Origin of the sequence: Streptomyces sp. LMG1-1-1.1 (assembly GCF_040815545.1) — a bacterium.
Taxonomy (GTDB): Bacteria; Actinomycetota; Actinomycetes; order Streptomycetales; family Streptomycetaceae; genus Streptomyces.
The window spans coordinates 45,201-66,848 of sequence record NZ_JBFPNH010000015.1 but is presented as its reverse complement, the minus strand read 5'-3'; the positions used below and the strand labels follow the sequence as shown (position 1 = coordinate 66,848).

General features: G+C 72.6%; 22 protein-coding genes. 16 read left to right on the top strand and 6 right to left on the bottom strand.

Annotated elements, in window-relative coordinates:
- Positions 1-78: 78 nt before the first annotated feature.
- From bioB to MRBLMG1_RS06770, 6 genes are all read left to right on the top strand, one after another.
- Positions 79-1,347 carry a biotin synthase BioB gene (bioB, locus tag MRBLMG1_RS06795; RefSeq protein ID WP_367821734.1) on the top strand — a complete coding sequence of 423 codons (1,269 nt, stop codon included), beginning with the start codon at positions 79-81 and terminating at the stop codon, positions 1,345-1,347.
- Positions 1,340-2,620 carry an adenosylmethionine--8-amino-7-oxononanoate transaminase gene (locus MRBLMG1_RS06790; RefSeq protein WP_367821733.1) on the top strand — a complete coding sequence of 427 codons (1,281 nt, stop codon included), beginning with the start codon at positions 1,340-1,342 and terminating at the stop codon, positions 2,618-2,620. Before bioB ends, MRBLMG1_RS06790 begins: the two co-directional genes overlap by 8 nt.
- A 399-nt stretch (positions 2,621-3,019) precedes the next feature.
- The gene (gene bioD, locus MRBLMG1_RS06785) at positions 3,020-3,736 is read left to right on the top strand and encodes a dethiobiotin synthase (protein ID WP_367821732.1); all 717 of its coding nucleotides are present in this window, start codon (positions 3,020-3,022) and stop codon (positions 3,734-3,736) included.
- A gap of 33 nt (positions 3,737-3,769) precedes the next feature.
- A complete protein-coding gene (locus MRBLMG1_RS06780; protein WP_367821730.1) occupies positions 3,770-4,114 on the top strand; it encodes a VOC family protein in 345 nt (114 codons plus the stop codon).
- A gap of 10 nt (positions 4,115-4,124) precedes the next feature.
- On the top strand, positions 4,125-4,799 hold the full coding sequence (locus MRBLMG1_RS06775; protein ID WP_367821728.1) for a class I SAM-dependent methyltransferase: 675 nt from the start codon (positions 4,125-4,127) through the stop codon (positions 4,797-4,799).
- 101 nt (positions 4,800-4,900) lie between these two features.
- On the top strand, positions 4,901-5,434 hold the full coding sequence (locus MRBLMG1_RS06770; RefSeq protein ID WP_367821727.1) for a GNAT family N-acetyltransferase: 534 nt from the start codon (positions 4,901-4,903) through the stop codon (positions 5,432-5,434).
- Between the two features lie 197 nt (positions 5,435-5,631).
- Here MRBLMG1_RS06770 and MRBLMG1_RS06765 read toward each other — a convergent pair whose 3' ends face one another.
- Complete coding sequence (locus MRBLMG1_RS06765) at positions 5,632-6,282, bottom strand: response regulator (protein WP_367821726.1); 651 nt, start codon at positions 6,280-6,282, stop codon at positions 5,632-5,634.
- A gap of 4 nt (positions 6,283-6,286) precedes the next feature.
- Positions 6,287-7,474: a sensor histidine kinase gene (locus MRBLMG1_RS06760; RefSeq protein ID WP_367821724.1), complete on the bottom strand. Its 1,188-nt coding sequence runs from the start codon at positions 7,472-7,474 to the stop codon at positions 6,287-6,289.
- A gap of 108 nt (positions 7,475-7,582) precedes the next feature.
- Between MRBLMG1_RS06760 and MRBLMG1_RS06755 the strand changes: the two genes are divergently transcribed.
- From MRBLMG1_RS06755 to MRBLMG1_RS06735, 5 genes are all read left to right on the top strand, one after another.
- Positions 7,583-8,494 (top strand): ABC transporter ATP-binding protein, encoded by a 912-nt coding sequence (locus MRBLMG1_RS06755; RefSeq protein WP_367821722.1) that lies wholly within the window; start codon positions 7,583-7,585, stop codon positions 8,492-8,494.
- Between the two features lie 25 nt (positions 8,495-8,519).
- The gene (locus MRBLMG1_RS06750) at positions 8,520-9,269 is read left to right on the top strand and encodes an ABC transporter permease (RefSeq protein WP_367821721.1); all 750 of its coding nucleotides are present in this window, start codon (positions 8,520-8,522) and stop codon (positions 9,267-9,269) included.
- 60 nt (positions 9,270-9,329) lie between these two features.
- The gene (locus MRBLMG1_RS06745; RefSeq protein ID WP_367821720.1) at positions 9,330-9,755 is read left to right on the top strand and encodes a GNAT family N-acetyltransferase; all 426 of its coding nucleotides are present in this window, start codon (positions 9,330-9,332) and stop codon (positions 9,753-9,755) included.
- Between the two features lie 197 nt (positions 9,756-9,952).
- Entirely contained in the window at positions 9,953-11,305 is a 1,353-nt protein-coding gene (locus MRBLMG1_RS06740) for a hemolysin family protein (protein ID WP_367821719.1), read from the top strand.
- Entirely contained in the window at positions 11,302-12,321 is a 1,020-nt protein-coding gene (locus MRBLMG1_RS06735) for a hemolysin family protein (protein WP_367821717.1), read from the top strand. The genes MRBLMG1_RS06740 and MRBLMG1_RS06735 overlap by 4 nt, the downstream gene beginning before the upstream one ends.
- A 52-nt stretch (positions 12,322-12,373) precedes the next feature.
- Here MRBLMG1_RS06735 and MRBLMG1_RS06730 read toward each other — a convergent pair whose 3' ends face one another.
- Positions 12,374-13,879, bottom strand: coding sequence for a maleylpyruvate isomerase N-terminal domain-containing protein (locus tag MRBLMG1_RS06730; protein ID WP_367821715.1), 1,506 nt, complete (start codon positions 13,877-13,879; stop codon positions 12,374-12,376).
- Between the two features lie 64 nt (positions 13,880-13,943).
- On the opposite strand from MRBLMG1_RS06730, the gene MRBLMG1_RS06725 reads away from it, so the two are divergent.
- The 3 genes from MRBLMG1_RS06725 (at position 13,944) to mug (ending at position 16,828) form a co-directional block, all read left to right on the top strand.
- Entirely contained in the window at positions 13,944-14,726 is a 783-nt protein-coding gene (locus MRBLMG1_RS06725; protein ID WP_367821713.1) for an SGNH/GDSL hydrolase family protein, read from the top strand.
- Between the two features lie 99 nt (positions 14,727-14,825).
- Positions 14,826-16,268, top strand: coding sequence for an adenylosuccinate lyase (purB, locus tag MRBLMG1_RS06720; RefSeq protein ID WP_367821711.1), 1,443 nt, complete (start codon positions 14,826-14,828; stop codon positions 16,266-16,268).
- A 62-nt stretch (positions 16,269-16,330) separates the two neighbouring features.
- A complete protein-coding gene (mug, locus tag MRBLMG1_RS06715; protein ID WP_367821709.1) occupies positions 16,331-16,828 on the top strand; it encodes a G/U mismatch-specific DNA glycosylase in 498 nt (165 codons plus the stop codon).
- A 77-nt stretch (positions 16,829-16,905) separates the two neighbouring features.
- On the opposite strand, the gene MRBLMG1_RS06710 is transcribed toward mug, so the two are convergent.
- On the bottom strand, positions 16,906-17,349 hold the full coding sequence (locus MRBLMG1_RS06710) for a hypothetical protein (RefSeq protein ID WP_367821707.1): 444 nt from the start codon (positions 17,347-17,349) through the stop codon (positions 16,906-16,908).
- Positions 17,350-17,489: 140 nt separating this feature from the next.
- On the opposite strand from MRBLMG1_RS06710, the gene MRBLMG1_RS06705 reads away from it, so the two are divergent.
- Positions 17,490-18,647 (top strand): ROK family transcriptional regulator, encoded by a 1,158-nt coding sequence (locus tag MRBLMG1_RS06705; RefSeq protein WP_366301013.1) that lies wholly within the window; start codon positions 17,490-17,492, stop codon positions 18,645-18,647.
- 115 nt (positions 18,648-18,762) lie between these two features.
- Here the strand turns inward: MRBLMG1_RS06705 and MRBLMG1_RS06700 are convergent, their stop codons facing one another.
- Both MRBLMG1_RS06700 and sigJ read right to left on the bottom strand, forming a co-directional pair.
- A complete protein-coding gene (locus MRBLMG1_RS06700; RefSeq protein ID WP_367821705.1) occupies positions 18,763-19,503 on the bottom strand; it encodes a GntR family transcriptional regulator in 741 nt (246 codons plus the stop codon).
- A gap of 248 nt (positions 19,504-19,751) precedes the next feature.
- Positions 19,752-20,648 carry an RNA polymerase sigma factor SigJ gene (gene sigJ, locus MRBLMG1_RS06695; protein ID WP_367821703.1) on the bottom strand — a complete coding sequence of 299 codons (897 nt, stop codon included), beginning with the start codon at positions 20,646-20,648 and terminating at the stop codon, positions 19,752-19,754.
- 139 nt (positions 20,649-20,787) lie between these two features.
- Between sigJ and MRBLMG1_RS06690 the strand changes: the two genes are divergently transcribed.
- On the top strand, positions 20,788-21,615 hold the full coding sequence (locus MRBLMG1_RS06690) for an alpha/beta fold hydrolase (protein ID WP_367821701.1): 828 nt from the start codon (positions 20,788-20,790) through the stop codon (positions 21,613-21,615).
- Positions 21,616-21,648: the final 33 nt, after the last annotated feature.

Sequence of the window (21,648 nt, the reverse complement as noted above, 5' to 3'; positions counted from 1 at the left end):
ATCCACACACCTCAATCGGAGGCGTTTGTTCGGTTCCTCCTTGGCCCGGGGGCGGGCGGTAGGCAAGGATCTGCGGTTATGGACCTGCTGAACACGCTGGTGGAAAAGGGGCTGCGGCGCGAGCTGCCGACCCGTGAAGAAGCGCTCGCCGTCCTGGCGACCTCCGACGACGAACTGCTCGATGTGGTGGCGGCGGCCGGCAAGGTGCGCCGCCAGTGGTTCGGGCGTCGGGTGAAGCTCAACTACCTCGTCAACCTGAAGTCGGGGCTGTGCCCCGAGGACTGCTCGTACTGCTCCCAGCGGCTCGGCTCCAAGGCCGAGATCCTCAAGTACACGTGGCTGAAGCCGGACGAGGCGTCCCAGGCCGCCGCCGCGGGCGTCGCGGGCGGTGCCAAGCGGGTCTGCCTGGTGGCCAGCGGGCGCGGTCCGACGGACCGCGACGTCGAGCGGGTCGGCAAGACCATCGAGGCGATCAAGGAGCAGAACGAGGGCGTCGAGGTGTGCGCCTGCCTCGGTCTGCTGTCGGACGGCCAGGCGGAGCGGCTGCGCGAGGCCGGCGCCGACGCGTACAACCACAACCTCAACACGTCCGAGGCGACGTACGAGGGGATCACCAAGACCCACACCTACGCGGACCGGGTGGACACCGTGCAGAAGGCGCACGCCGCCGGCCTGTCGGCGTGCTCGGGCCTGATCGCGGGCATGGGCGAGAGCGACGAGGACCTCGTCGACGTCGTGTACGCGCTGCGCGAGCTGGACTCGGACTCGGTGCCGGTCAACTTCCTCATCCCCTTCGAGGGGACCCCGCTCGCCAAGGAGTGGAACCTCACCCCGCAGCGCTGCCTGCGGATCCTGGCGATGGTCCGGTTCGTCTGCCCCGACGTCGAGGTGCGGATCGCGGGCGGCCGCGAGGTGCACCTGCGCTCGATGCAGCCGCTCGCGCTGAACATCGCGAACTCGATCTTCCTCGGCGACTACCTGACCAGCGAGGGCCAGGCCGGCCAGGCCGACCTGGACATGATCGCGGACGCGGGCTTCGAGGTGGAGGGCGCCGGCACGACCACGCTGCCGAAGCACCGCGCGGACGCGCTCGCCGCGGCGGGCGGCGGCTGCGGCTCGCACGGCTCCGCCGAGGGCGCCGGCTGTGGTGCGCAGGCGCCCGCCGAGGGCGCGGGCTGCGGCTCGCACGCCGGTGGCGGCTGCGGTCCGTGCGGCGGTCACGCTGAGGCGCCGGCGGAGGAGCCGGCTGTGGCGCCGGCCGCCGAGGCCGCGCCGAACGCCGCCCGGACCGACCTGGTCGCGGTACGCCGCCGCGGTGCCGGCACGGACCTGGCGCCGAATGCGTAACGACGAACTCCTCGCCCTGGACCGGGCGCACGTCTGGCACCCGTACGGCCCCATGCCGGGCCGTGCGGAGCCGCTGGTCGTCGCGTCCGCGTCCGGAGTGCGCCTCCGCCTCGCCGAACCGGTGGAGGGTCAGGACGAGCTGGTCGACGGCATGTCGTCGTGGTGGTCGGCGATCCACGGCTACAACCACCCCGTGCTCAACGAGGCGGTGCGCGGCCAGCTGGAGAAGATGAGCCACGTCATGTTCGGCGGGCTCACCCACGAGCCGGCCGTCCTGCTCGCCGCCCGGCTCGTCGAGATCACCCCCGAGCCGCTGCGGCACGTCTTCCTCAGCGACTCGGGCTCCGTCTCCGTCGAGGTGGCGGCCAAGATGTGCCTCCAGTACTGGCGCTCACTCGGCCGGCCCGAGAAGCAGCGGCTCTTCACCTGGCGCGGCGGCTACCACGGGGACACCTGGCAGCCGATGTCGGTCTGCGACCCGCAGGGCGGGATGCACGAGCTGTGGTCGGGCGTCCTTCAGCGGCAGGTGTTCGTGGACGCCCCGCCGGCCGCGTACGAGGAGTCCTACGCCGAACTGCTGCGGACGGAGATCGGTCGCCACGCGCACGAGCTGGCCGCCGTCGTCGTGGAACCCGTCGTCCAGGGCGCCGGCGGCATGCGCTTCCACGACCCCGGCTACCTTCGGGTGCTCCGCGAGGCGTGCGACGCGCACGACGTGCTGCTCGTCTTCGACGAGATCGCCACCGGGTTCGGCCGGACGGGCAAGCTGTTCGCCGCCGACCAGGCAGGCGTCTCCCCCGATGTGATGTGCGTGGGCAAGGCGCTGACCGGCGGCTACCTGTCCATGGCCGCGACGCTCTGCACGAGCCGGGTCGCCGACGGCATCTCGCAGGGCGAGGTGCCGATCCTGGCTCACGGGCCGACCTTCATGGGGAACCCGCTCGCCTCGGCCGTCGCCCTCGCCTCGCTCGACCTCCTGCTCTCCCAGGACTGGGAGGTCGAGGTCAAGCGGATCGAGACCGGCCTGCGGGAGGGGCTCGCCGCGGCGGGCGACCTCCCGGGCGTGCGCGAGGTGCGGGTGCTCGGCGCGATCGGCGTCGTCCAGCTCGACCACGAGGTCGACATGGAGGCGGCGACACGCGCGGCCATCCAGGAGGGCGTGTGGCTCCGCCCGTTCCGGGACCTCATCTACACCATGCCGCCGTACGTGACCGGTAACGACGACCTGGCCCGCATCTGCGCCGCCGTCCGCGCCGCCGCGTCGGCGGGCTGAACCGACTAGGCCGGCTCAGGGGTCCGGCGGGGCCGAACGGCTCCCCGGGCCCCCGGGCTCGGCAGGATCGAACAGCTCACTGGGCCCCTGGGCTCGGCGGGGTCGAACGGCTCACAGGACCCCCGAACTCGGCGGGCTTAGAAGGCTCACCGGACCGCCGGGCGCGCCGGCCTAGCAAGGCTCACCGGTCAGCCGGGCACAGCGGACTCAAGAGGCTCGCCGGCTCCCGGGGCTCGGCAGGCTCGAAGGGCTCACCGGCCCCTGGGTCGGCGGACTCGAAAGGCTCACCGGCCCCTGGGTCGGGCGGCCTCGAAAGGGGCGCCGGACCCACCGGCTCGGCGGACTCGACAAGCTCACTGGCCCCGGGGTCGGCGGGCTCAACGGAAGGACTGGGCAGCAGTGGGAATCATCGTCGTCAGCGGTACGGGGACGGAGATCGGCAAGACGGTCGTGACCGCCGCGGTGGCCGCCGCGGCCACCGCGGCGGGCCGGTCAGTCGCCGTCCTGAAGCCGGCGCAGACCGGAGTCGGACCGGACGAGCGGGGCGACGCCGACGAGGTCGTCCGGCTCTCCGGCGCCGTGACCTCCGCCGAGCTGGGCCGTTTCCCGGAGCCGCTGGCCCCTGGTACGGCCGCCCGGCGGGCCGGTCTCGCCCCGGTCGGGCCCCGGGAGGTCGCCGAGGCGGCCAGGAAGCTCGCCGCCGATCACGACCTGGTGCTCGTGGAAGGGGCGGGCGGGCTCCTCGTCCGCTTCGACGAGGAGGGCGGGACGCTCGCCGACGTGGCCGCTCTCCTCGACGCGCCGGTCCTCGTGGTCGTTCCGGCCGGCCTGGGGACCCTCAACTCGACGGCTCTGACGGGCGAGGCGCTCCGGGCCCGCCGGATCGAGCAGCTCGGTGTCGTCGTCGGCAGCTGGCCTGCCGAACCCGACCTCGCGGCCCTCTGCAACCTCGCCGACCTGCCCGAATCGGCGGGCGCACCGCTGCTCGGCGCGGTACCGGAGCGCTCCGGGTCGCTCGCCCCGGAGGAGTTCCGGACGGCGGCGGCCGGCTGGCTCGCCCCAGCACTCGGCGGCACCTGGGACGCGGCGGCCTTCGCGGAGGCGGCCGGAGCCTGAGGCGAGGGCCGTGGACTCCGTACGCTGGGGTCCATGCGCGCTCATGTTCAGGAGATCGTCTTCGACTGTGCCGGTCCGGCCGCACTCGTCCGCTTCTGGTCCGGACTCCTCGGCGGCGACCCGGTCGACCGGAGCGACGACTGGTCGTACGTCGACCCGCCGGGGTTCGTCCGACTCGCCTTCCAGCGCGTGCCCGAGGGCAAGTCGGCGAAGAACCGGGTCCATCTCGACCTGGAGGTCCCCGACCCATCCCGGGCCGCAGACGAGGCGCTGCCCTCCGGCGCGGTACGGGTCGGCGGCCTCGTGAAGGACGAGCAGGGCTCCTTCCAGGTCATGCGGGACCCGGAGGGCAACGAGTTCTGCTTCGTGACCGGATGAGGTGCGCACCGTGACGCCGAACCCGACTCCGCGACGGCCCTCCGCCCCGGGACCCCACGTCCATCACCCCCTGTTCGCCCGCTTCTACGCCCGCGTCAGTGTGTCCGCCGACGCCCACGGCGGTCTCGGTGCCCTGCGCGCCGAACTCCTCTCCGGCCTCACCGGCCGCGTGGTCGAGATCGGCGCCGGCAACGGTCTGAACTTCGCCCACTACCCCGCCGGAGTCACCGAGGTCGTGGCCGTCGAGCCGGAACCCCATCTGCGGCGCCTCGCCGAGGAAGCCGCCCACCGGGCTCCCGTCCCGGTGACCGTGCTCCCGGGTACGGCCGAGGCACTGCCGGTCGACACCGGATCCTTCGACGCGGCCGTCGCCTCCCTCGTCCTGTGCACCGTACGGAACGTGCCCCAGACCCTCTCCGAGCTGCGCCGAGTCCTCCGCCCGGAGGGCGAACTCCGTTTCTTCGAACACGGTGCCGCCGACTCCCCCGCACTGGCCCGACTACAACGCGCCCTCGACCGCACGGTCTGGCCCCTTCTCTTCGGCGGCTGCCACACCTCCCGCGCTCCTCTCTCCGCCATCACGTCCGCCGGCTTCACCCTCCTCTCCCACCGCTCCTTCAACCTCCCCGAACAAGGCCCCCGCCTGCCCTCCTCCCCCTGCGTCCTCGGCACGGCCCGACGCTAGGGGTTGTCCTGTCGATCAGGCCGGGCTCACCACCCCTGGCCTGCACACCCCCGAGGGAAAAGGAATTGCCCCGGGGACCCGGCTCGCGTTGGCTGGGCGCCATGACCGAACTCATCACCGACCGCCTCATCCTGCGCCGATGGCGCGACTCCGACCTGGAACCGTGGGCGGCGATGAACGCCGACCCCGAGGTCCGGGAGCACCTGGGCGACCTCCTCTCCCGTGAGCAGAGCGATGCTTCCGTGGCCCGCTTCGAGGCCGACTTCGACCGGCGCGGCTACGGGTGGTTGGCGGTCGAGGTACGGGACACCGGCGCGTTCGCCGGCTTCGCCGGCCTGGACGAGGTGGACGACGGCCTGCCGTTCACAGGCGTGGAGATCGGCTGGCGGCTCGCCCGCTCGGCCTGGGGCAACGGCTACGCCACCGAGGCCGCGCAGGCGGTCCTGGCCCACGGCTTCGAGACGCTCGGGCTACCCGAGATCCTCGCCGTGACGACGGCCACCAACCACCGTTCCCAGGCGGTGATGCGCCGCATCGGCATGACCCGGGCCCCTGAGGACGACTTCGACGACCCCACCGCACCCGAAGGCCCGCTGCGTCCGAACGTGCTCTACCGAATCGCACGCACCTCCTAGGGAGCTCTTGTCGGTCACGGGTCGAGCCAGTAGCCCTTGTGAGCGACCATGGGTGAGGCGGATACCTATTCCGCCCTTGCGTGTACGGGAGCCGCACGCCTGGCCCGCCCGTTCGTGTACGGGAGGGCAGACGGCTGGCCCGCCCGTTCGTGTGGGCAGATACACGGCCCGCCCGTTCCTGTACGGGCCGCCGGGGTTCAGGCGGGGGTGACGAAACCTGACTCGTAGGCGGTGATGACGGCCTGCGTCCGGTCTCGCGCCCCCAGCTTGGCCAGGACCGCGCTCACATGGGACTTCACCGTCTCCACCCCGACGATCAGCTCCCGGGCGATCTCGACGTTGGTCATGCCCTTCGCCATCAGACGGAGGACGGCCTGCTCGCGCTGGGTCAGGGCGGCCCGCTCCAGTGCCTTGCGAGCCTGCCGGTTCCCGTACTCGGCGGCGAGCGCCCGGACAGCGGCGGGGTACAGCAGCGTTTCGCCCTCCGCCACCAGCCGCACCGCGTGCACGATCTCCGCCGGACGAGCGCGCTTCAGCAGGAAGCCGTCCGCGCCGGCCCGCAGCGCCTGATAGACGTACTCGTCGTTCTCGAAGGTGGTGACCACGAGGATCTTCGGCGGTGAGTCGACGGTCCGCAGGACCGCCTTGGTGGCCTCGATGCCGTCGAGCAGCGGCATCCGGACGTCCATCGCGACCACGTCCGGGCGCAGTTGCCGCACGAGCGGGACGACCGCGGCACCGTCGGCAGCCTCACCGACCACCTCGATGTCGGGCTGGGCCTCCAGGACGGCGCGCAGACCCGCGCGCACCAGGGGTTCGTCATCGACGAGCAGCACGGTCACTGACATCCGGTCAGCGTATGCGCTCCAGCGGCAGCCTCGCGCGCACCCTCCAGTCCCCTCTGTGCGGTCCGGTGTCGACTTCCCCGCCGAGCAAGGCGGCCCGCTCTCGCATTCCGCGCAACCCACTGCCACTCCCCCCGGTGCCGCCGGCCGTTGTGGAGGGCTTGTCCGGCAGCGGATTGATCACCTCCAGGTCCAGCCGGTCGGCCACCATGCCGATCCTGACGCGCACCGGCACCGGTCCGCAGTGCCGCAGCACATTGGTGAGCGCCTCCTGGAGAATCCGGTACCCCTCTTGAGTGACCGGCCCCGTCAACTGCTCCAGGGGGCCTCTCAGTTCCGCGTCGACGGTGGCGCCCGAGGCCCTCGCCGAGGCGAGTAGGCGATCGGCCTCCGCGAGCGTCGGCCGCTGGGACGGCCGTTGTCCCGACTCCCGCAGGACGAGCAGAACCCGTTCCAGGTCCTCTAGTGCCGCCCGGCCCGTCTCCTCGATCGCGCTCAACGCGCGGTCGGTGAACTCCGGGTCGCCGGCCGCCCGCGCGGCACCGGCCTGAACCACCGCCACGGTCAGCGCGTGGCCGATCGAGTCGTGCAACTCCCGCGCGATGCGTGTGCGCTCCAGGAGCTGCTCGGTGCGGGCTTCGAGCGCCGTGAGCCGTTCCGCCGACGAAGGGCCCAACAGCCGCCGGGCGATGGAGGTGACCAGCTTGCCCAGCAGGATCACGACACCGACCAGCAGGAGCAGGGGCACGGGGGCCAGCAGCCACGCCGCCCAGGAAGGCGGGGTGAAGGGCAGGACGCTGTCCTCGACGGGCTGTCCGCCCACCCCGACGCGGATCAGGTCGACCGTCGCGACGGGCAGCACCACGCTCGCGCCCACGGTCACCACCGAGAGGAGGAGCCGTATCTCCAGCCACAGGAGGGTCCGCCAGCGGTCGCCCCAGCGCTTGGACGCCACGGTGCTGAAACGGCCGCTGTCGGTGTCCCGGTCGTGCGGCGCGAGGAGGAACTGCGCCTGGAGCCCCTCGGCCAGCCGCATCCAGGGCAGCAGTCCCAGCGGTATGACGAGGAGCAGGGGCATCCACGGCGTGTCGCGCTCTATGAACATCCACACGGCCAGCATGAGCACGGGCACACACAGGTGCACCCAGCGTGAGTAGGTGACGGGTCGGAGAGCTGCACGGAACAGTCGCTGCATGTCCTCATCGTGGCAGTTCACAGCCCTGGGGCGACTCCCCTGCACGGGGGAGACGGAACCCTCGCTCGGGGGAGGTCGACGGGTGCGGCCAAGGGCGAACCTTGAGACATGAACAGCATCGAGATCCGAGAACTGACAAAGGAGTTCGGTCGCACCCGGGCCGTGGACCGACTCACCTTCGACGTCGTGCCCGGCCGGGTGACCGGTTTCCTGGGGCCCAACGGCGCGGGGAAGTCCACCACGATGCGACTGCTCCTGGGACTTGACCGGGTCACGTCGGGGACAGCCACGATCGGGGGCCGCCGCTTCGCCGAACTCCCCGACCCCCTCCACCGGGTGGGCGCCCTCCTCGACGCGAACTCGGCGCACGGCGGTCGCACGGCCAGGGACCACCTCCGCTTCCTCGCGGCGGCCGGCCGCATTCCGCAGACCCGCGTGGAGAAGGTCCTGGAGCAGACGGGGATCGCCTCGGCGGCCCGGCGAAGGATCAAGACCTTCTCCCTGGGCATGCGCCAGCGCCTCGGCATAGCGGCCGCGCTGCTCGGCGACCCCGGCGCGCTGCTCCTGGACGAGCCGACCAACGGTCTCGACCCCGAGGGCATCATCTGGATCCGGGAGCTCATGCGGTCACTGGCTGCCGAGGGTCGCGCGGTCCTCGTCTCCAGCCATCTGATGACCGAGACCGCCGCCCTCGCCGACCACCTGGTCGTCCTGGGGCAGGGCCGGCTGCTGGCCGACACTTCGATGCGGGAGTTCATCGACTCCCGCAGCACCCCGAGGGCGCGGCTGCGCACGGCCGACCCCGTCCGGCTGCGGGAGGCTCTTGCCCGGGACGGCCGCGAACTGGTCGCCGCCGAGGGAGGGCGCTGGACGGTCGAGGGCATACGCGCCGGAGAAATCGGCGCCATGGCCGCCAGGGAAGGCATCCCGCTGCTGGAACTGGTCGACGAGCGGGCGTCGCTGGAGCAGGCCTACCTGGATCTGACCACCGAGCACGCCCCCTTCGCCGCTACCCGCTGACACGAACCGTCAAGGAGGATTCGTCATGAGCACCCCTCTGCTCACCGTTCCCGTCCTGCACTCGGAATGGATCAAGATAAGGTCCCTGCGCGGCACCCTCGCGGCGCTGGTGGCCGTCTGTGTCGCCACCGCGGGGATCCAGATGCTGACGGCAGCCCTGACCGGTGGGGCGGAGTCCGGCCCGATAGGGGACGATCCGCTTCTCGCGGCCTTCTACGGAGCCAACTTCGGCACGATCGCGGCCTTTGCCTTCGGCGCGACGGCGATGTCCTCCGAATTCCACAACGGCGCCCTGCGCACCTCATTGACCGCGGTGCCGAGCCGCGCGCGCTTCTACCTGTCGAAGATCGCGATGGTGGGCGGACTCGCCTTCCTGTCCGGAGAGGTCGGCGGCCTCTCGGCCTTCGTAGGCGGGCAGGCGTTCATGGGGCGCTCCGCCCTCGAACTGGGCGGCGAGGGAACCTACCGGGCGATCCTCGGATGCGGCCTGTACCTGGCGCTGATGACCCTGCTGGCCGCCGGGCTCGCTGCGGTGCTGCGCAGCGCGACGGTCGTCCTGAGCCTGCTCATACCCTTCGTGCTGCTTGTGCCGTTCGTGCTCGGCTCGGCCTCCGAGGGGGCCGCCCGCTTCCTGCCGGACCGGGCGGGCCAGGCGGTCATGCGGATGGAGTCGCCCGACGGCCTCGGCCCATGGACCGGTATCGGGGTCCTGGCCCTGTGGGCGCTGGTCTCGGTGGCCGGCGGATGGCTGGCGGTGCGGCGCCGGGACGCCTGAGGTGTCCCGCCCGGCGGAACTCCGTGGCGGGGTCTCGGTTCCCCGTGATGGGATCCGGCCATGGTCGTTCCGCAGATACGTGCCGCTGTGCCCGCCGACGCCGATGACGTCCTGGCCTTCTGGAAGGAGTCGGCCGAGGGGACCTCGATCTCGGACGATGTGAGCGGGGTGACGCGGCTGGTCGAGCGCGATCCCGAGGCTCTCATCCTCGCCGTGGCGGACGGGCGGATCGTGGGGTCCGTGATCGCCGGCTGGGACGGCTGGCGTGCCTCGCTGTACCGGCTCGCCGTCCTGCCGTCCCATCGCAGGCAGGGCATCTCCATGGCTCTGCTGCGCGCGGCGGAGGAGCGGTTCGCCGCGCACGGCGGACGTCGCGCCGACGCGATGGTCCTGGAGGCGAACGAGACGGGGAGGCTTCTGTGGACAGCCGCCGGGTACGAGCGCGAGGAGCGCTGGCGCCGCTGGGTGAAGCCGCTCGAGGGGTGAAGGAAGAGAGGGGAGGCCGGTCCACCACGGCGCTTTGCCCATCCTTTACCATGGTGTCTCATCCCGACGACCGAAAGGTGTGAGCGTCCGCCCATGGGCGAGCCTCCCAGTAGCACTGGTTCCGACAGCTCCGGCTTCGACAGCCGATACCGAGCGATCCTTCTGCCCCTGACTGATCATGGGACGGAGGTGAACCGATGACCGAAGTGCTTCTGCTCCTCCTAGCGCTCCTCCTCTCCCTCGCGTGCGGTGCCTTCGTCGCGGCGGAGTTCTCGTTGACGACCGTCGAGCGCGGCGAGCTCGAAGCCGCCGCGGAGCGCGGCGAGCGCGGGGCCGCGAGCGCCCTGAAGGCTGTACGGTCGCTCACCTTCCAGCTCTCCGGCGCACAGCTGGGCATCACCGTCACCAACCTCGTGGTCGGCATGCTCGCCGAGCCGTCGGTGGCCAAGCTGATCCGCGGCCCGATCGAGGCTCTCGGCCTCTCCCCCTCGGTCGCGTCCTCCGTGGCGCTGGTGCTGGGTACGGCCATGTCGACCGTCGTCCTGATGGTCGTCGGCGAGCTGGTCCCGAAGAACTGGGCGATCTCCTCGCCCCTCGCGGTCGCGAAGGCGGTGGCCACACCCCAGCGGGTGTTCACCGCGGCCTTCAAGCCGCTGATCAGCCACCTCAACAACACGGCGAACCGCCTGCTGCGCCGAATCGGCATGGAACCGACCGAGGAGCTGGCCTCCGCGCGCTCCCCGCAGGAGCTGGTGGCGCTCGCCCGGCACTCCGCGAAGGAAGGGGCCCTCGCAGCGGACACGGCGGAGCTCTTCGTCCGTACGCTCAACCTGGCCGAGCTGACCGCCGAGAACGTGATGACGCCTCGCGTGCAGGTCACCGCACTGGAGGTGCAGGCCACCGCCGAGGACGTGGCGAACGCGACCCGCGCCACGGGACTCTCCCGCTTCCCGGTCTACCGGGGCAACCTCGACTCGGTCGTGGGCATCGCGCACATCAAGGACGTGCTCGCCATACCGGCGGCCGAGCGGCCGCGGCGCCGCATCGGCGAGATGCTGCGCGAGCCGCTGCTCGTGCCGGAGACCCTGACCGTGGACCGGCTCCTGGACCGGCTCTCCGGCAAGCAGACGATGGCCGTCGTCATCGACGAGTACGGCGGCACCGCCGGCGTCGTCACCCTGGAGGACATCGTCGAGGAGGTCGTGGGCGAGGTCCGCGACGAGCACGACCCGCACGAGACGCCGGACCTGGCACGGGCGGGCGAGGACGCGGACGGGCGCGAGCTGTGGTCCGCGGACGGCGCCGCCCGTACGGACCAGGTGGGGGCGATCGGCCTCCGCGTGCCGGACGGCCCGTACGAGACACTCGCGGGTGTCCTGGCCACCGAGCTGGGCCGCATCCCGACCGTCGGCGACAGCGTGGAGCTGGCCGGCTGGCGGCTGGACGTCGTGGACGCCTCCGGCCGGCGTGCCGCGCGCGTGCTGATGCACGCCCCCGCGCACGGCACCGTGGGCGAGACGGGCAACGAGACCGGGGAGGCCCGTCGATGATCGTGGTCCAGTTGTTGATCGGTCTGCTCACGTTGGTGGTCAACGCGTTCTTCGTCGGCGCCGAGTTCGCCCTGATCTCGGTCCGCCGCAGCCAGATCGAGCCGATGGCCGAGGCCGGGAACCGGCGGGCGCGCAGCGTCATCTGGGGCCTCGAGCACGTCTCCGCGATGCTCGCCGCGGCTCAGCTCGGCATCACGCTGTGCACCCTGGTCCTCGGCATCGTCGCCGAGCCGGCCATCGCGCACCTGCTCGAGCCGGTCTTCGACGCGGTCGGCGTCCCGCACGGCCTCGTGCACCCGATCTCGTTCGTGATCGCCCTGTCGGTCGCGACCTACCTGCACATGCTGCTCGGCGAGATGGTCCCGAAGAACATCGCGCTCGCCGAACCGACGCGTTCCGCGCTGCTCCTCGGTCCGCCGCTGGTGACGCTCGCGCGGGCGCTGCGGCCGGTGATCTTCGCGATCAACGCCTTCGCCAACGCGCTGCTCAAACTCCTGCGCGTGGAGGTCAAGGACGAGGTCTCGGCGACCTTCTCGGACGACGAGCTGGCCCGGATGGTCACCGACGCGGGTGACGCCGGACTCCTCGACGACCGGGCGGCCGAGCGGCTGCACGACGCCCTGGAGCTGGGCCGGCGACCCGTCCGGGACGTCCTGATGCCCGCGGAGAAGGTCGTGTACGCACAGGTCGGCACGACCCCCGAGGAGCTGGAGGCGCTGTCGGCGCGGACGGGCTTCTCCCGTTTCCCGGTCGTCGACTCGGAGCGCCGGATCCTCGGCTATCTGCACGTCAAGGACGCCCTGGACGTGTCGCCACGCGACGTGCCGTTCCCGGTGTCGGCTCTGCGGCCGATCGCCCGGGTCCGTGCGGCGACGCCCCTGGACGACGTGCTCACGGCGATGCGCCGCAGCCGGACGCACCTGGCGGCCGTCCTCGACGAGGACGGCAAGCCGGCCGGCCTCGTGGCGATGGAAGACGTGCTGCGCGAGCTGGTGGGGCGCCCCACGGCGCCGTGACAGCCGTGGCCTGACGGGCGCCCGGAGCAATGCTCCGGGCGCCCCCGGCATGTCAGAGCGCGGTGGCGGCCAGCCAGTCGTCGAGGAGGTCCCGGTCGCCGGCGTGGGTGAACCGGGGGTCGTCGGCCCCATACCTGCGGTGCAGGAGCAGCAGAAGTTCGCCGGCATCCGCCTCGACGCCTGCGGTCGGCTCCGTGCCGCCGTTCCCGCGGGTCCAGACGAAACCGCCCCCACCGAGGGCCAGGGTCCGGACATCGCCGGTGTCCCGAGCCGTGAGCCGGAGGACGGCGCCATCGCGGTCGAGGTGGGCGACGGGCTCCGCGATCCAGGGTATGTACGGGGCGTCGCCGAGGAAGTGGTCGATCGCATCGACGGCCGTACGCGGGTCGATCGGACCCGCGGCGCCGCCGAGCGCGAGCTCGGCGTCCGCGAGGTGCACGACCGCCTCGGAGAGCAGCCGCCGCGAGTAGTACCGGGCGTGCGGGTCCGCGCCCGGCGACCAGACCGGAAGGTCCGGGCCGGCGGCGCGCAACGCCGCCAGGGCCTCCTTGGCACCCGCCATGAGCCAGCCGGCGTACGCGGCCGGATCGCCAGGCAGGTCGAGCGGGAGGTCCCCCGCTCGCACTCGGACGGCGGCCCGGGTGCGTACCAGGTGCTCTGTCCAGCGGTGGAGCGCCCCGAGGTGCCGGGTCAGGTCCGCCACGGTCCAACCGGGACACGTGGCCACCGGAGTGGCGGGATCGGCGTCCCAAACGAGATCGGCGAAGCGCAGCACACGCTCGGCGACGGCGTCGCAGTCGGCGGCGTGGGCGGCTTCGGACGAGCCGGCGAAGCCGGCGGCAGGCGAGACGCTGCGGGCCGCAGCGAGCGACGCGGGGTGCGCACCAGGCCGGACGGGCTGTGCGGCGGCGAGCCAGGCAGCGCCGCCCTCGGAGTGGCCGTGGGGACCCCTGAGCCCGGAGGCCGGGTATTCGACCGGTGAAGCCGCCGCAGGCCCGGCCGACGAGCCAGTGGCCGAGCACTCCATCGGTGAAGCCGCAGCGGGCCCGGCCGACGAGCCACGGTCCGGAGCCGCGGCCGGTGAGACCGCCGCAGGCCCGGACGACGAGCCGGTGGCCGAGCATTCCGCCCGTGAGACCACAGGAGGCTCGGTCGGCGAGCCCGTTGCCTGGGCCGCCGCGGGCTCGACCGAAGAGGCAGGGGCCGAGGATCCCCTCGGGGAGACCACAACAGGCGCCGTCGGCGACGGGGTGGTCGTCGCCGACGGTCGCGCCGACGTGCACGCGGCCGTGGTCCGGTGGGTGGGGGCGCCGAGGTGGCGGGGGACGCGAAGAAGGGCGTCGCGCCGTGGGCCTTCGGGCCGGCGGAGGGCCGCCTGGTGGACGAGGCCGTCGAGGACGTGCCGGTCGGCCGGTGTGAGGCCGGCGAGGGTGCGAGAGGTGCCTTCCAGCCATGACACCGCGATGTCGGGGTCGAGGACCTCGTCGTCCGAGGTGTCGACCGTCGCCACAAGCTCGGCCAGGGCGTCGGCCAGGGCGCTCAGAAGCGCGTCGCTCATCGGGTTTCCCCTCCCGGGTTCTCCACGGCATCCCTCGCATACCGCGCGGTATGATCACTCCGCCATGGAGATCAATGCCACGTACAACAGTCTCGTCGCCGTCGGCGACAGCTTCACCGAGGGTATGTCGGACCTGAAGCCCGACGGCTCCTACCGGGGGTGGGCCGACGTTCTCGCGGGCCGGCTCGCGGCCCGCGAGCCCGGCTTCCGCTACGCCAATCTCGCCGTCCGCGGGAAGCTGATCGGACAGATCGTCGAGGAGCAAGTCGACCTGGCCGCAGCCATGAAGGCCGATGTGGTGACCCTCGTCGGGGGGCTCAACGACACCCTGCGCCCCAAGGTCGACATGGTCCGCGTGCGGGACCTGCTGACCGAGGCAGTGGAACGCCTCACACCGTCCTGCGGGCAGCTGGTCCTGATGCGCAGCCCCGGCCGCAACGGTCCGGTCATGGAGCGCTTCCGGCCCCGGATGGAAGAGCTGTTCGCCCACATCGACGGGCTCGCCTCCCGGCACGGCGCGCTGGTCGTCGACCTCTACGGGGCCGAGTCGCTGGGTGACCCGCGAATGTGGGACGTGGACCGGCTACACCTGACCCCCGACGGGCACCGACGGGTGGCCGAGGCGGTCTGGCAGGCCCTCGGCCTGGCACCCGAGGAGGACTGGCGGATCCCGCTGCCGCCGGCCGAACGGCCCGGCTGGGCGAGCCGCCGGGTCGCGGACGCCCGGTTCGCCAGGGAGCACCTGGGGCCGTGGATCGGACGCCGGCTGACCGGCCGCTCCTCCGGCGACGGCCGCGCGCCCAAGCGCCCCGAGCTGCTGCCGTACGAGGCCCCGGCCGGTCCGTGAGCGGACGGCGGGGGTCGCGATCGTGACGTGCGTCTCGTAGCAAGCTCCACATCGGACGGTGGCGCTGGCCTGCAGAAACCGCCAGTAGAATCTGTCCACGTGACAGCTGTGACTGCGAAGCCCCGCATCCCCAACGTTCTGGCCGGCCGCTACGCCTCCGCGGAGCTCGCCGTCCTCTGGTCCCCCGAGCAGAAGGTGAAGCTGGAGCGTCAGCTGTGGCTCGCCGTGCTCCGCGCGCAGAAGGACCTCGGGATCGAGGTTCCGGACGCCGCCCTCGCCGACTACGAGCGCGTTCTCGACCAGGTCGACCTCGGTTCGATCGCCGAGCGCGAGAAGGTCACCCGGCACGACGTGAAGGCCCGGATCGAGGAGTTCAACGCCCTCGCCGGCCACGAGCACGTCCACAAGGGCATGACCTCGCGCGACCTCACCGAGAACGTCGAGCAGCTCCAGATCCGCCTCTCCCTGGAGCTGATGCGGGACCGTACGGTCGCCGTCCTCGGCCGCCTCGGCAAGCTGTCCGCGGAGTACGCGGAGCTGGTCATGGCCGGCCGCTCGCACAACGTCGCCGCGCAGGCGACCACCCTCGGCAAGCGCTTCGCGACCGCGGCGGACGAGCTGCTCGTGGCCTACGGTCGCCTTGAGGAGCTGCTCGGGCGCTACCCGCTGCGCGGCATCAAGGGTCCGGTCGGCACCGCGCAGGACATGCTGGACCTGCTCGGCGGCGACGCCGGCAAGCTGGCGGACCTGGAGCAGCGGATCGCCGGCCACCTCGGCTTCGCGCACGCCTTCACCTCGGTCGGCCAGGTCTACCCGCGCTCGCTCGACTACGACGTGGTGACCTCGCTGGTCCAGCTGGCGGCCGCCCCGTCGTCGATCGCCAAGACGATCCGCCTGATGGCGGGCCACGAGCTGGTCACCGAGGGCTTCAAGCCCGGCCAGGTCGGCTCCTCGGCGATGCCGCACAAGATGAACACCCGCTCCTGCGAGCGCGTGAACGGCCTCATGGTCATCCTGCGCGGCTACGCGTCGATGACCGGCGAGCTGGCCGGCGACCAGTGGAACGAGGGCGACGTGTCCTGCTCCGTAGTCCGCCGGGTCGCGCTGCCCGACGCGTTCTTCGCGCTGGACGGTCTCCTGGAGACCTTCCTGACCGTGCTCGACGAGTTCGGCGCCTTCCCGGCCGTCGTCGCCCGCGAGCTCGACCGCTACCTGCCCTTCCTGGCGACCACGAAGGTCCTCATGGGCGCCGTGCGCGCCGGTGTGGGCCGCGAGGTCGCCCACGAGGCCATCAAGGAGAACGCCGTCGCCTCGGCCCTCGCCATGCGCGAGCAGGGTGCAGAGCGCAACGAGCTCCTCGACAAGCTGGCCGCCGACGACCGCATCCCGCTGGACCGGGCCCAGCTCGACGAGCTGATGGCGGACAAGCTGTCCTTCACGGGCGCCGCCGCCGACCAGGTCGCGGTCGTCGTAGCCCGCATCGAGGAGATCCTCAAGCAGCACCCGGAGGCCGCCGCCTACACCCCCGGGGCGATCCTCTGACCCGGACTCCCCGGTTCACTCCGCAGGAGCTGGAGGCCGCTCGCCACCGCGTCGTTCCCGACGTGGTGGCGGGCGGCCTTTCGGTGTTGTTCTGCGGGATCAATCCGGGTCTGATGACGGCGGCGACGGGCCACCACTTCGCCCGGCCGGGCAACCGGTTCTGGCCGGTGCTGTACCTGTCCGGGTTCACGCCGAGGCAGTTGCGGCCGGACGAGCAGGAGGAACTCCTGACGTACGGTCTCGGGATCACGAACGTGGTGGCGCGGGCGACCGCGCGGGCCGACGAGCTGAGCCGGGAGGAGTACGTCGAGGGCGGGCGGATCCTGACCGCGAAGGTGGAGCGGCTCGCCCCGCGCTGGCTCGCGGTGGTCGGTGTCACCGCGTACCGCACCGCGTTCGGCGAGCCGAAGGCCGCGATCGGGCCGCAGCAGCGCGTGATCGGATCCACCCGGGTCTGGGCGCTGCCCAATCCGAGCGGCCTCAACGCGCATTGGACCGCGGCGACGATGGCCGAGGAGTACGCCCGCCTCCGGGAGGCCGCCGAGACGCCCGGCACGTAGGCAAGAGCGCTCGCCGAGTGGGGTGACTACCGGCCGTTCCAGCCGCTGGAGGACGGGCCGGGGCTCTCCTGGACCTTCTACCGGTCCCGGCCGGGAGCGCGGGAGGTGCGCACGGGTGGGTCGACGGTGGTGACCACGGCGAGGAGCTGGAACGGCAGCTCCCTGTCCCACTGCGAGACGCCCAGGCCGATCCAGGCGCCGTCGACCGTCCACAGGTAGAGGTCCGGGGTGTGGCCGCTGAGCGTGGACCACGGCTCGGGTATCTGCTCACCCTCCATGGACCGCTCCAGGACGGGTCCGAGGACGAGCCGTCCGGGCGGACCCCAGCGCCCGGTGAGCAGGACGGCGAGCCCGTCCCGTTCCGCTTCGTACTGCTCCTCGACGGCTTCCCGGCGCGTGCCGTCGTCCTCCCAGAACTCCTCGCTGGTGGCCAGTTCGGCCAGGTGGAAGCCCGGGTCTCCGTCGAAGCCGCGGGCGCGGAGTAAGTCGATCGTCGCCAGGTGGCGGGCCGTGGTGGTCATGGAGCCAGTAAAGCCCGCGGCACTGACAGTTGGCGTCGCGTCAGGCGCCCCGGAGGGGCGGCAACGGGGGCGGAGCTCGCCGCGGGCGGGACCATTGAGTACCATCCGCCGAAGAGCTGGACGAGCTGGGAGGACACACTGTGGGGCGGCTGACCGGCGGAGATCCGTCTCTGCTGAGGCGGATCAACTCCGCGGTGGTACTCCATGCGCTGCGCGGCGCCGACGCGCCCACGCTCACGGATCTGACCCGGATCACGGGCCTGTCGCGGCCCACGGTCGAGGGGGTCGTCGAGGGGCTCATGGAGGGCGGTCTCGTCGTCGAGTCGGCGCCCGAGGAGGGCGAGGCCCGGCGGCAGGGGCGTCCGGCGCGGAGGTTCCGCTTCCGCGCGGAGGCCGGTCATCTGCTCGGCATCGAGATCGGACCGCACCGGGTGGCGGCGCTGCTCTCCGGTCTGGACGGCCGGATCATCGGCGCCGGATCCCGCGAGGTGTCGGAGACGGCGCCGGAGGACGAACGCCTGGACAAGGTGCGTACGGTCGTGGCCGACGTGCTGCGCAGGGCCGGGGTCGCCCGGTCCAACCTGCGGGCCGTCGGCGTCGGCACCCCCGGCATCGTCGAGGCCGACGGAACGGTGCGCCTCGGTACGGCGCTGCCGGGCTGGACGGGTCTCGCGCTCGGCGAGCGGCTGCGGCGCTCCTTCCGCTGCCCGGTGATCGTGGAGAACGACGCGAACGCGGCGGCCGTCGCCGAGCACTGGAAGGGTGCGGCGACCGACTCCGACGACATCGTCTTCGTGCTCGCCGGGCTGAGCCCGGGCGCCGGGTCGCTGATCGGCGGCCGGCTGCACCGCGGTTACGGCGGGGCGGCCGGGGAGATCGGCGCCCTGCACCTGCTGGGCCGTGGGGTGACCCCCGAGCACCTGCTCTCGACCACCGACGAGCCGTTGCACCCGCTGGACGAGCAGGCGGTCGCCGAGGTGTTCGCGCTGGCCCGCAAGGGCGACGCGCGCGCGGAGGCGGCGGTGGAACGGTTCATCCAGCGCCTGGTGCACGACGTGGCGGCCCTGGTCCTCGCGATCGACCCCGAGCTGGTCGTGGTCGGGGGCTGGGCGGCCGGCCTCGACGGCGTGCTCCCACCGCTCCGTGAGGAGCTGGCCCGGTTCTGTCTGCGGCCGCCGCGGGTGGTGCTGTCCCTGCTGGGCGAGGCCGCGGTGGGGACGGGTGCGCTGCGGCTCGCCCTCGACCACGTCGAAGAGCAGCTCTTCGCCGTCGACGGAACGGTGACGGCCCGCCGCTGACCGCCGGAAGGCGGTCCCGTCCACGGAACGGTGACGGCCCGCCGCTGAACCGCCGGTGGGCGGTCCTGCGGCGGGCCGGTGCGCGCTGCTGTGGGTTCTCGCGGTGGGGCCGGACCTACGAGGCCATGACCAGGTCGCCGGAGTCGCCGAAGGTGAGGCGGCAGGTGTCGGCGCGGTAGGTGGCCACGGAGACGGCCGCGGTACGCCCTCCGGAGAGGTAGCGGGTCGTCACGACGAGGACGGGGGCGCCGGGCAGCCGGTCGAGCTCCTTGGCGTCGTCGGCGCGGGCGGAACCGAGTTCCACGGCGCGGTCCTGGCCGTCGAGGGCGAGGTGCTGGAGCTCGCGCAGCACAGCGCGGGCGCGGGAAGGTCCCGCGGGCGCGTCGATGGCGCTGAGGCCGGGGACGGAGTCCGCGGGCACGTAGAGGAGTTCGGCGGCGACGGGCTGGCCCTGCGAGATGCGGAGGCGGCGGACGACGTGCACCCGGGCCTCCGCGCCGGTCTCCAGGACGCGCGCGACGGCGGCGGGGGCCACGTCGGAGGCGGAGTCCAGCGACTGCCAGGCGTCGTCGCCGACGCCGGGCCAGGTGTGCTGGGTGGTGGAGACGTCCACGCCGACGCGCGGCGGGGCGACCGTGGTGCCGACGCCGCGGCGGCGCTGGAGCCTGCCTTCGAGCTCCAGCTGCTCCAGTGCCTGGCGCAGGGTCGCGCGGGCGACACCGAAGCGTGCCGCGAGCTCGCGCTCGTTGGGAAGGATCTCCCCGACGGCGAAGTCCGTGTCGAGCGCTTCGCCGATCACTGTCTTGAGGTGCTGGTACTTCGGTTCCGGTACCGATGCCAGCTGCGTGGTCCCCACCCTGATCCTCCGCAATTCGCCGTGTCCCGCGGCGTTTTTCCGCGCCCTTGTTTATTAAAGGTTCTTGCACTAACTCTGCGACCATAAGGCGAGCCAACCCCTTGGTCAAGACCAATCCTCCGTCGAACGTCCCCGAATGTGACCCTCTGACCTAGATCGTTCACAGGACGTTCGCGCGCGCGTGGGCCGTGCGCAGCACTGTGCCCCGCCTCCCGGGGGTCGGGGGGGGCGGGGCACGGGTGGTGCGGTCAGAGGCCGGTGAGGCCCTGGAGCTTGTCGGGGTTGCGGAGGATGTAGACGCACTGGACGCGTCCGTCGCGCACCTCGACCTGGAAGACGGAGTCGGGCCGTCCGTCGACGAGGGAGATCAGGGCGGGGCCGCCGTTGAGCTCGGCGAAGCGGAACTCGTACAGCTCCTCCGCGCCTTCGGCCACGGCGGCGAGGAAGCGGCCGACCTTGTCGGCGCCGTCCATGATCCGCAGCGGGGCCTTGGACTTGCCGCCGCTGTCGCCGACGAGGCGCACGTCCGGGGCGAGCAGGGCGAGGAGCTCGCCGAGGTCGCCGCCGGCCGCGGCGGCGAGGAAGCGTTCGGTGAGGTCGCGGCGCTCGGCCGGGTCGACGTCGTAGCGGGGCCTGCCCTCGTCGACGTGGCGGCGGGCCCGCCCGGCGAGCTGGCGCACGGCCGCCTCGGAGCGGTCGAGGACGCCGGCGATCTCGCCGTACGGGAAGCCGAAGGCCTCGCGCAGCACGAAGACGGCCCGCTCCAGGGGCGAGAGGGATTCGAGGACGACGAGGACGGCGAAGGAGACGGTGTCGGCGAGCAGGGCGCGCTCGGCGGAGTCGGGAGCGGCCGCGCCGAACTCGGTGACGACGGGCTCGGGCAGCCAGGGGCCGACGTAGGACTCGCGGCGGCTCTGGACGTGGCGGAGCCGGTCGATGGCGAGCCGGGTGGTGATCCGCACGAGGAAGGCACGGGGTTCGCGGACGGCCGCCCGGTCCTCGGCGGCCCAGCGCAGCCAGGCGTCCTGGACGACGTCCTCTGCGTCGGCCGCGCGGCCGAGCATCCGGTAGGCGACGCCGAGGAGCGTCGGGCGGTGCTCCTCGAAGAGATCGGTCAGGGTGTCGATCGGAGTATCGGTGGGCACGCGTCCATCCCAGCCGACGATCACTCTCCTGTCCAGTTTCGGACACGGTCTTGAACTCCTGGCTACCGAGCGGTAATGCTCTTGCTGACAAGCCGTCTAAGGGACCTCGCACGCCAGGTGTTCAGGACAGGGAGCCGGTATGCCCGCACGGATCGCGTTCACGATCGAGACCCCCACGGGTCCCCGCCCGACGTCGATGACGTACGAGCGGAGGGGCGCGGGGGAACCCCTGCTGCTGCTCCACGGCATCGGGCACCACTGGCAGGCGTGGGAGCCCGTGCTCGACGTGCTGGCCACCGAGCGGGACGTGATCGCCGTCGACCTGCCGGGATTCGGCACGTCGGACGCGCTGCCCGACGGCTCACCGTACGACCTGTCCACCGTCGTCCCGGTGCTCGGCGCCTTCTGCGAGGCCGTCGGCGCCGAGCGCCCGCACGTGGCGGGGAACTCCCTCGGCGGGCTGCTCGCCCTGGAACTCGGCCGGGAGAAGCGGGTGCGCTCGGTGACCGCCCTCTCCCCCGCCGGCTTCTGGTCCGAGGGCGAGCGGCGGTACGCCTTCGGGACGCTGCGGGCCATGCGCGGCGCGGCCCGCTCGCTTCCGGTGCCGGTGATCGAACGCCTCTCCCGTACGCCCGCCGGGCGCACCGTGCTCACCAGCACCATCTACGCGCGCCCGGGCCGCCGGTCACCCGAGGCGGTCGTCGCCGAGACGCTCGCGCTGCGTGGGGCCACCGGCTTCCACCAGACCCTGGCCGCGGGCCGGACCGTGCTCTTCCGCGACGACGTGCCGGTGCCCGTCACGGTCGCGTGGGGCACCCGCGACCGGCTGCTCCTGCGCCGCCAGGGCGTCCGCGCCAAGCACGCCCTGCCGGGCGCGCGGCTCGTCCGGCTGCCCGGCTGCGGTCACGTGCCGATGAACGACGACCCGGCGCTCGTCGCGCGCGTGATCCTGGACGGCAGCCGCTGACTCCGGCCGGGGCTTCCGCGTGAACAGGCCGGT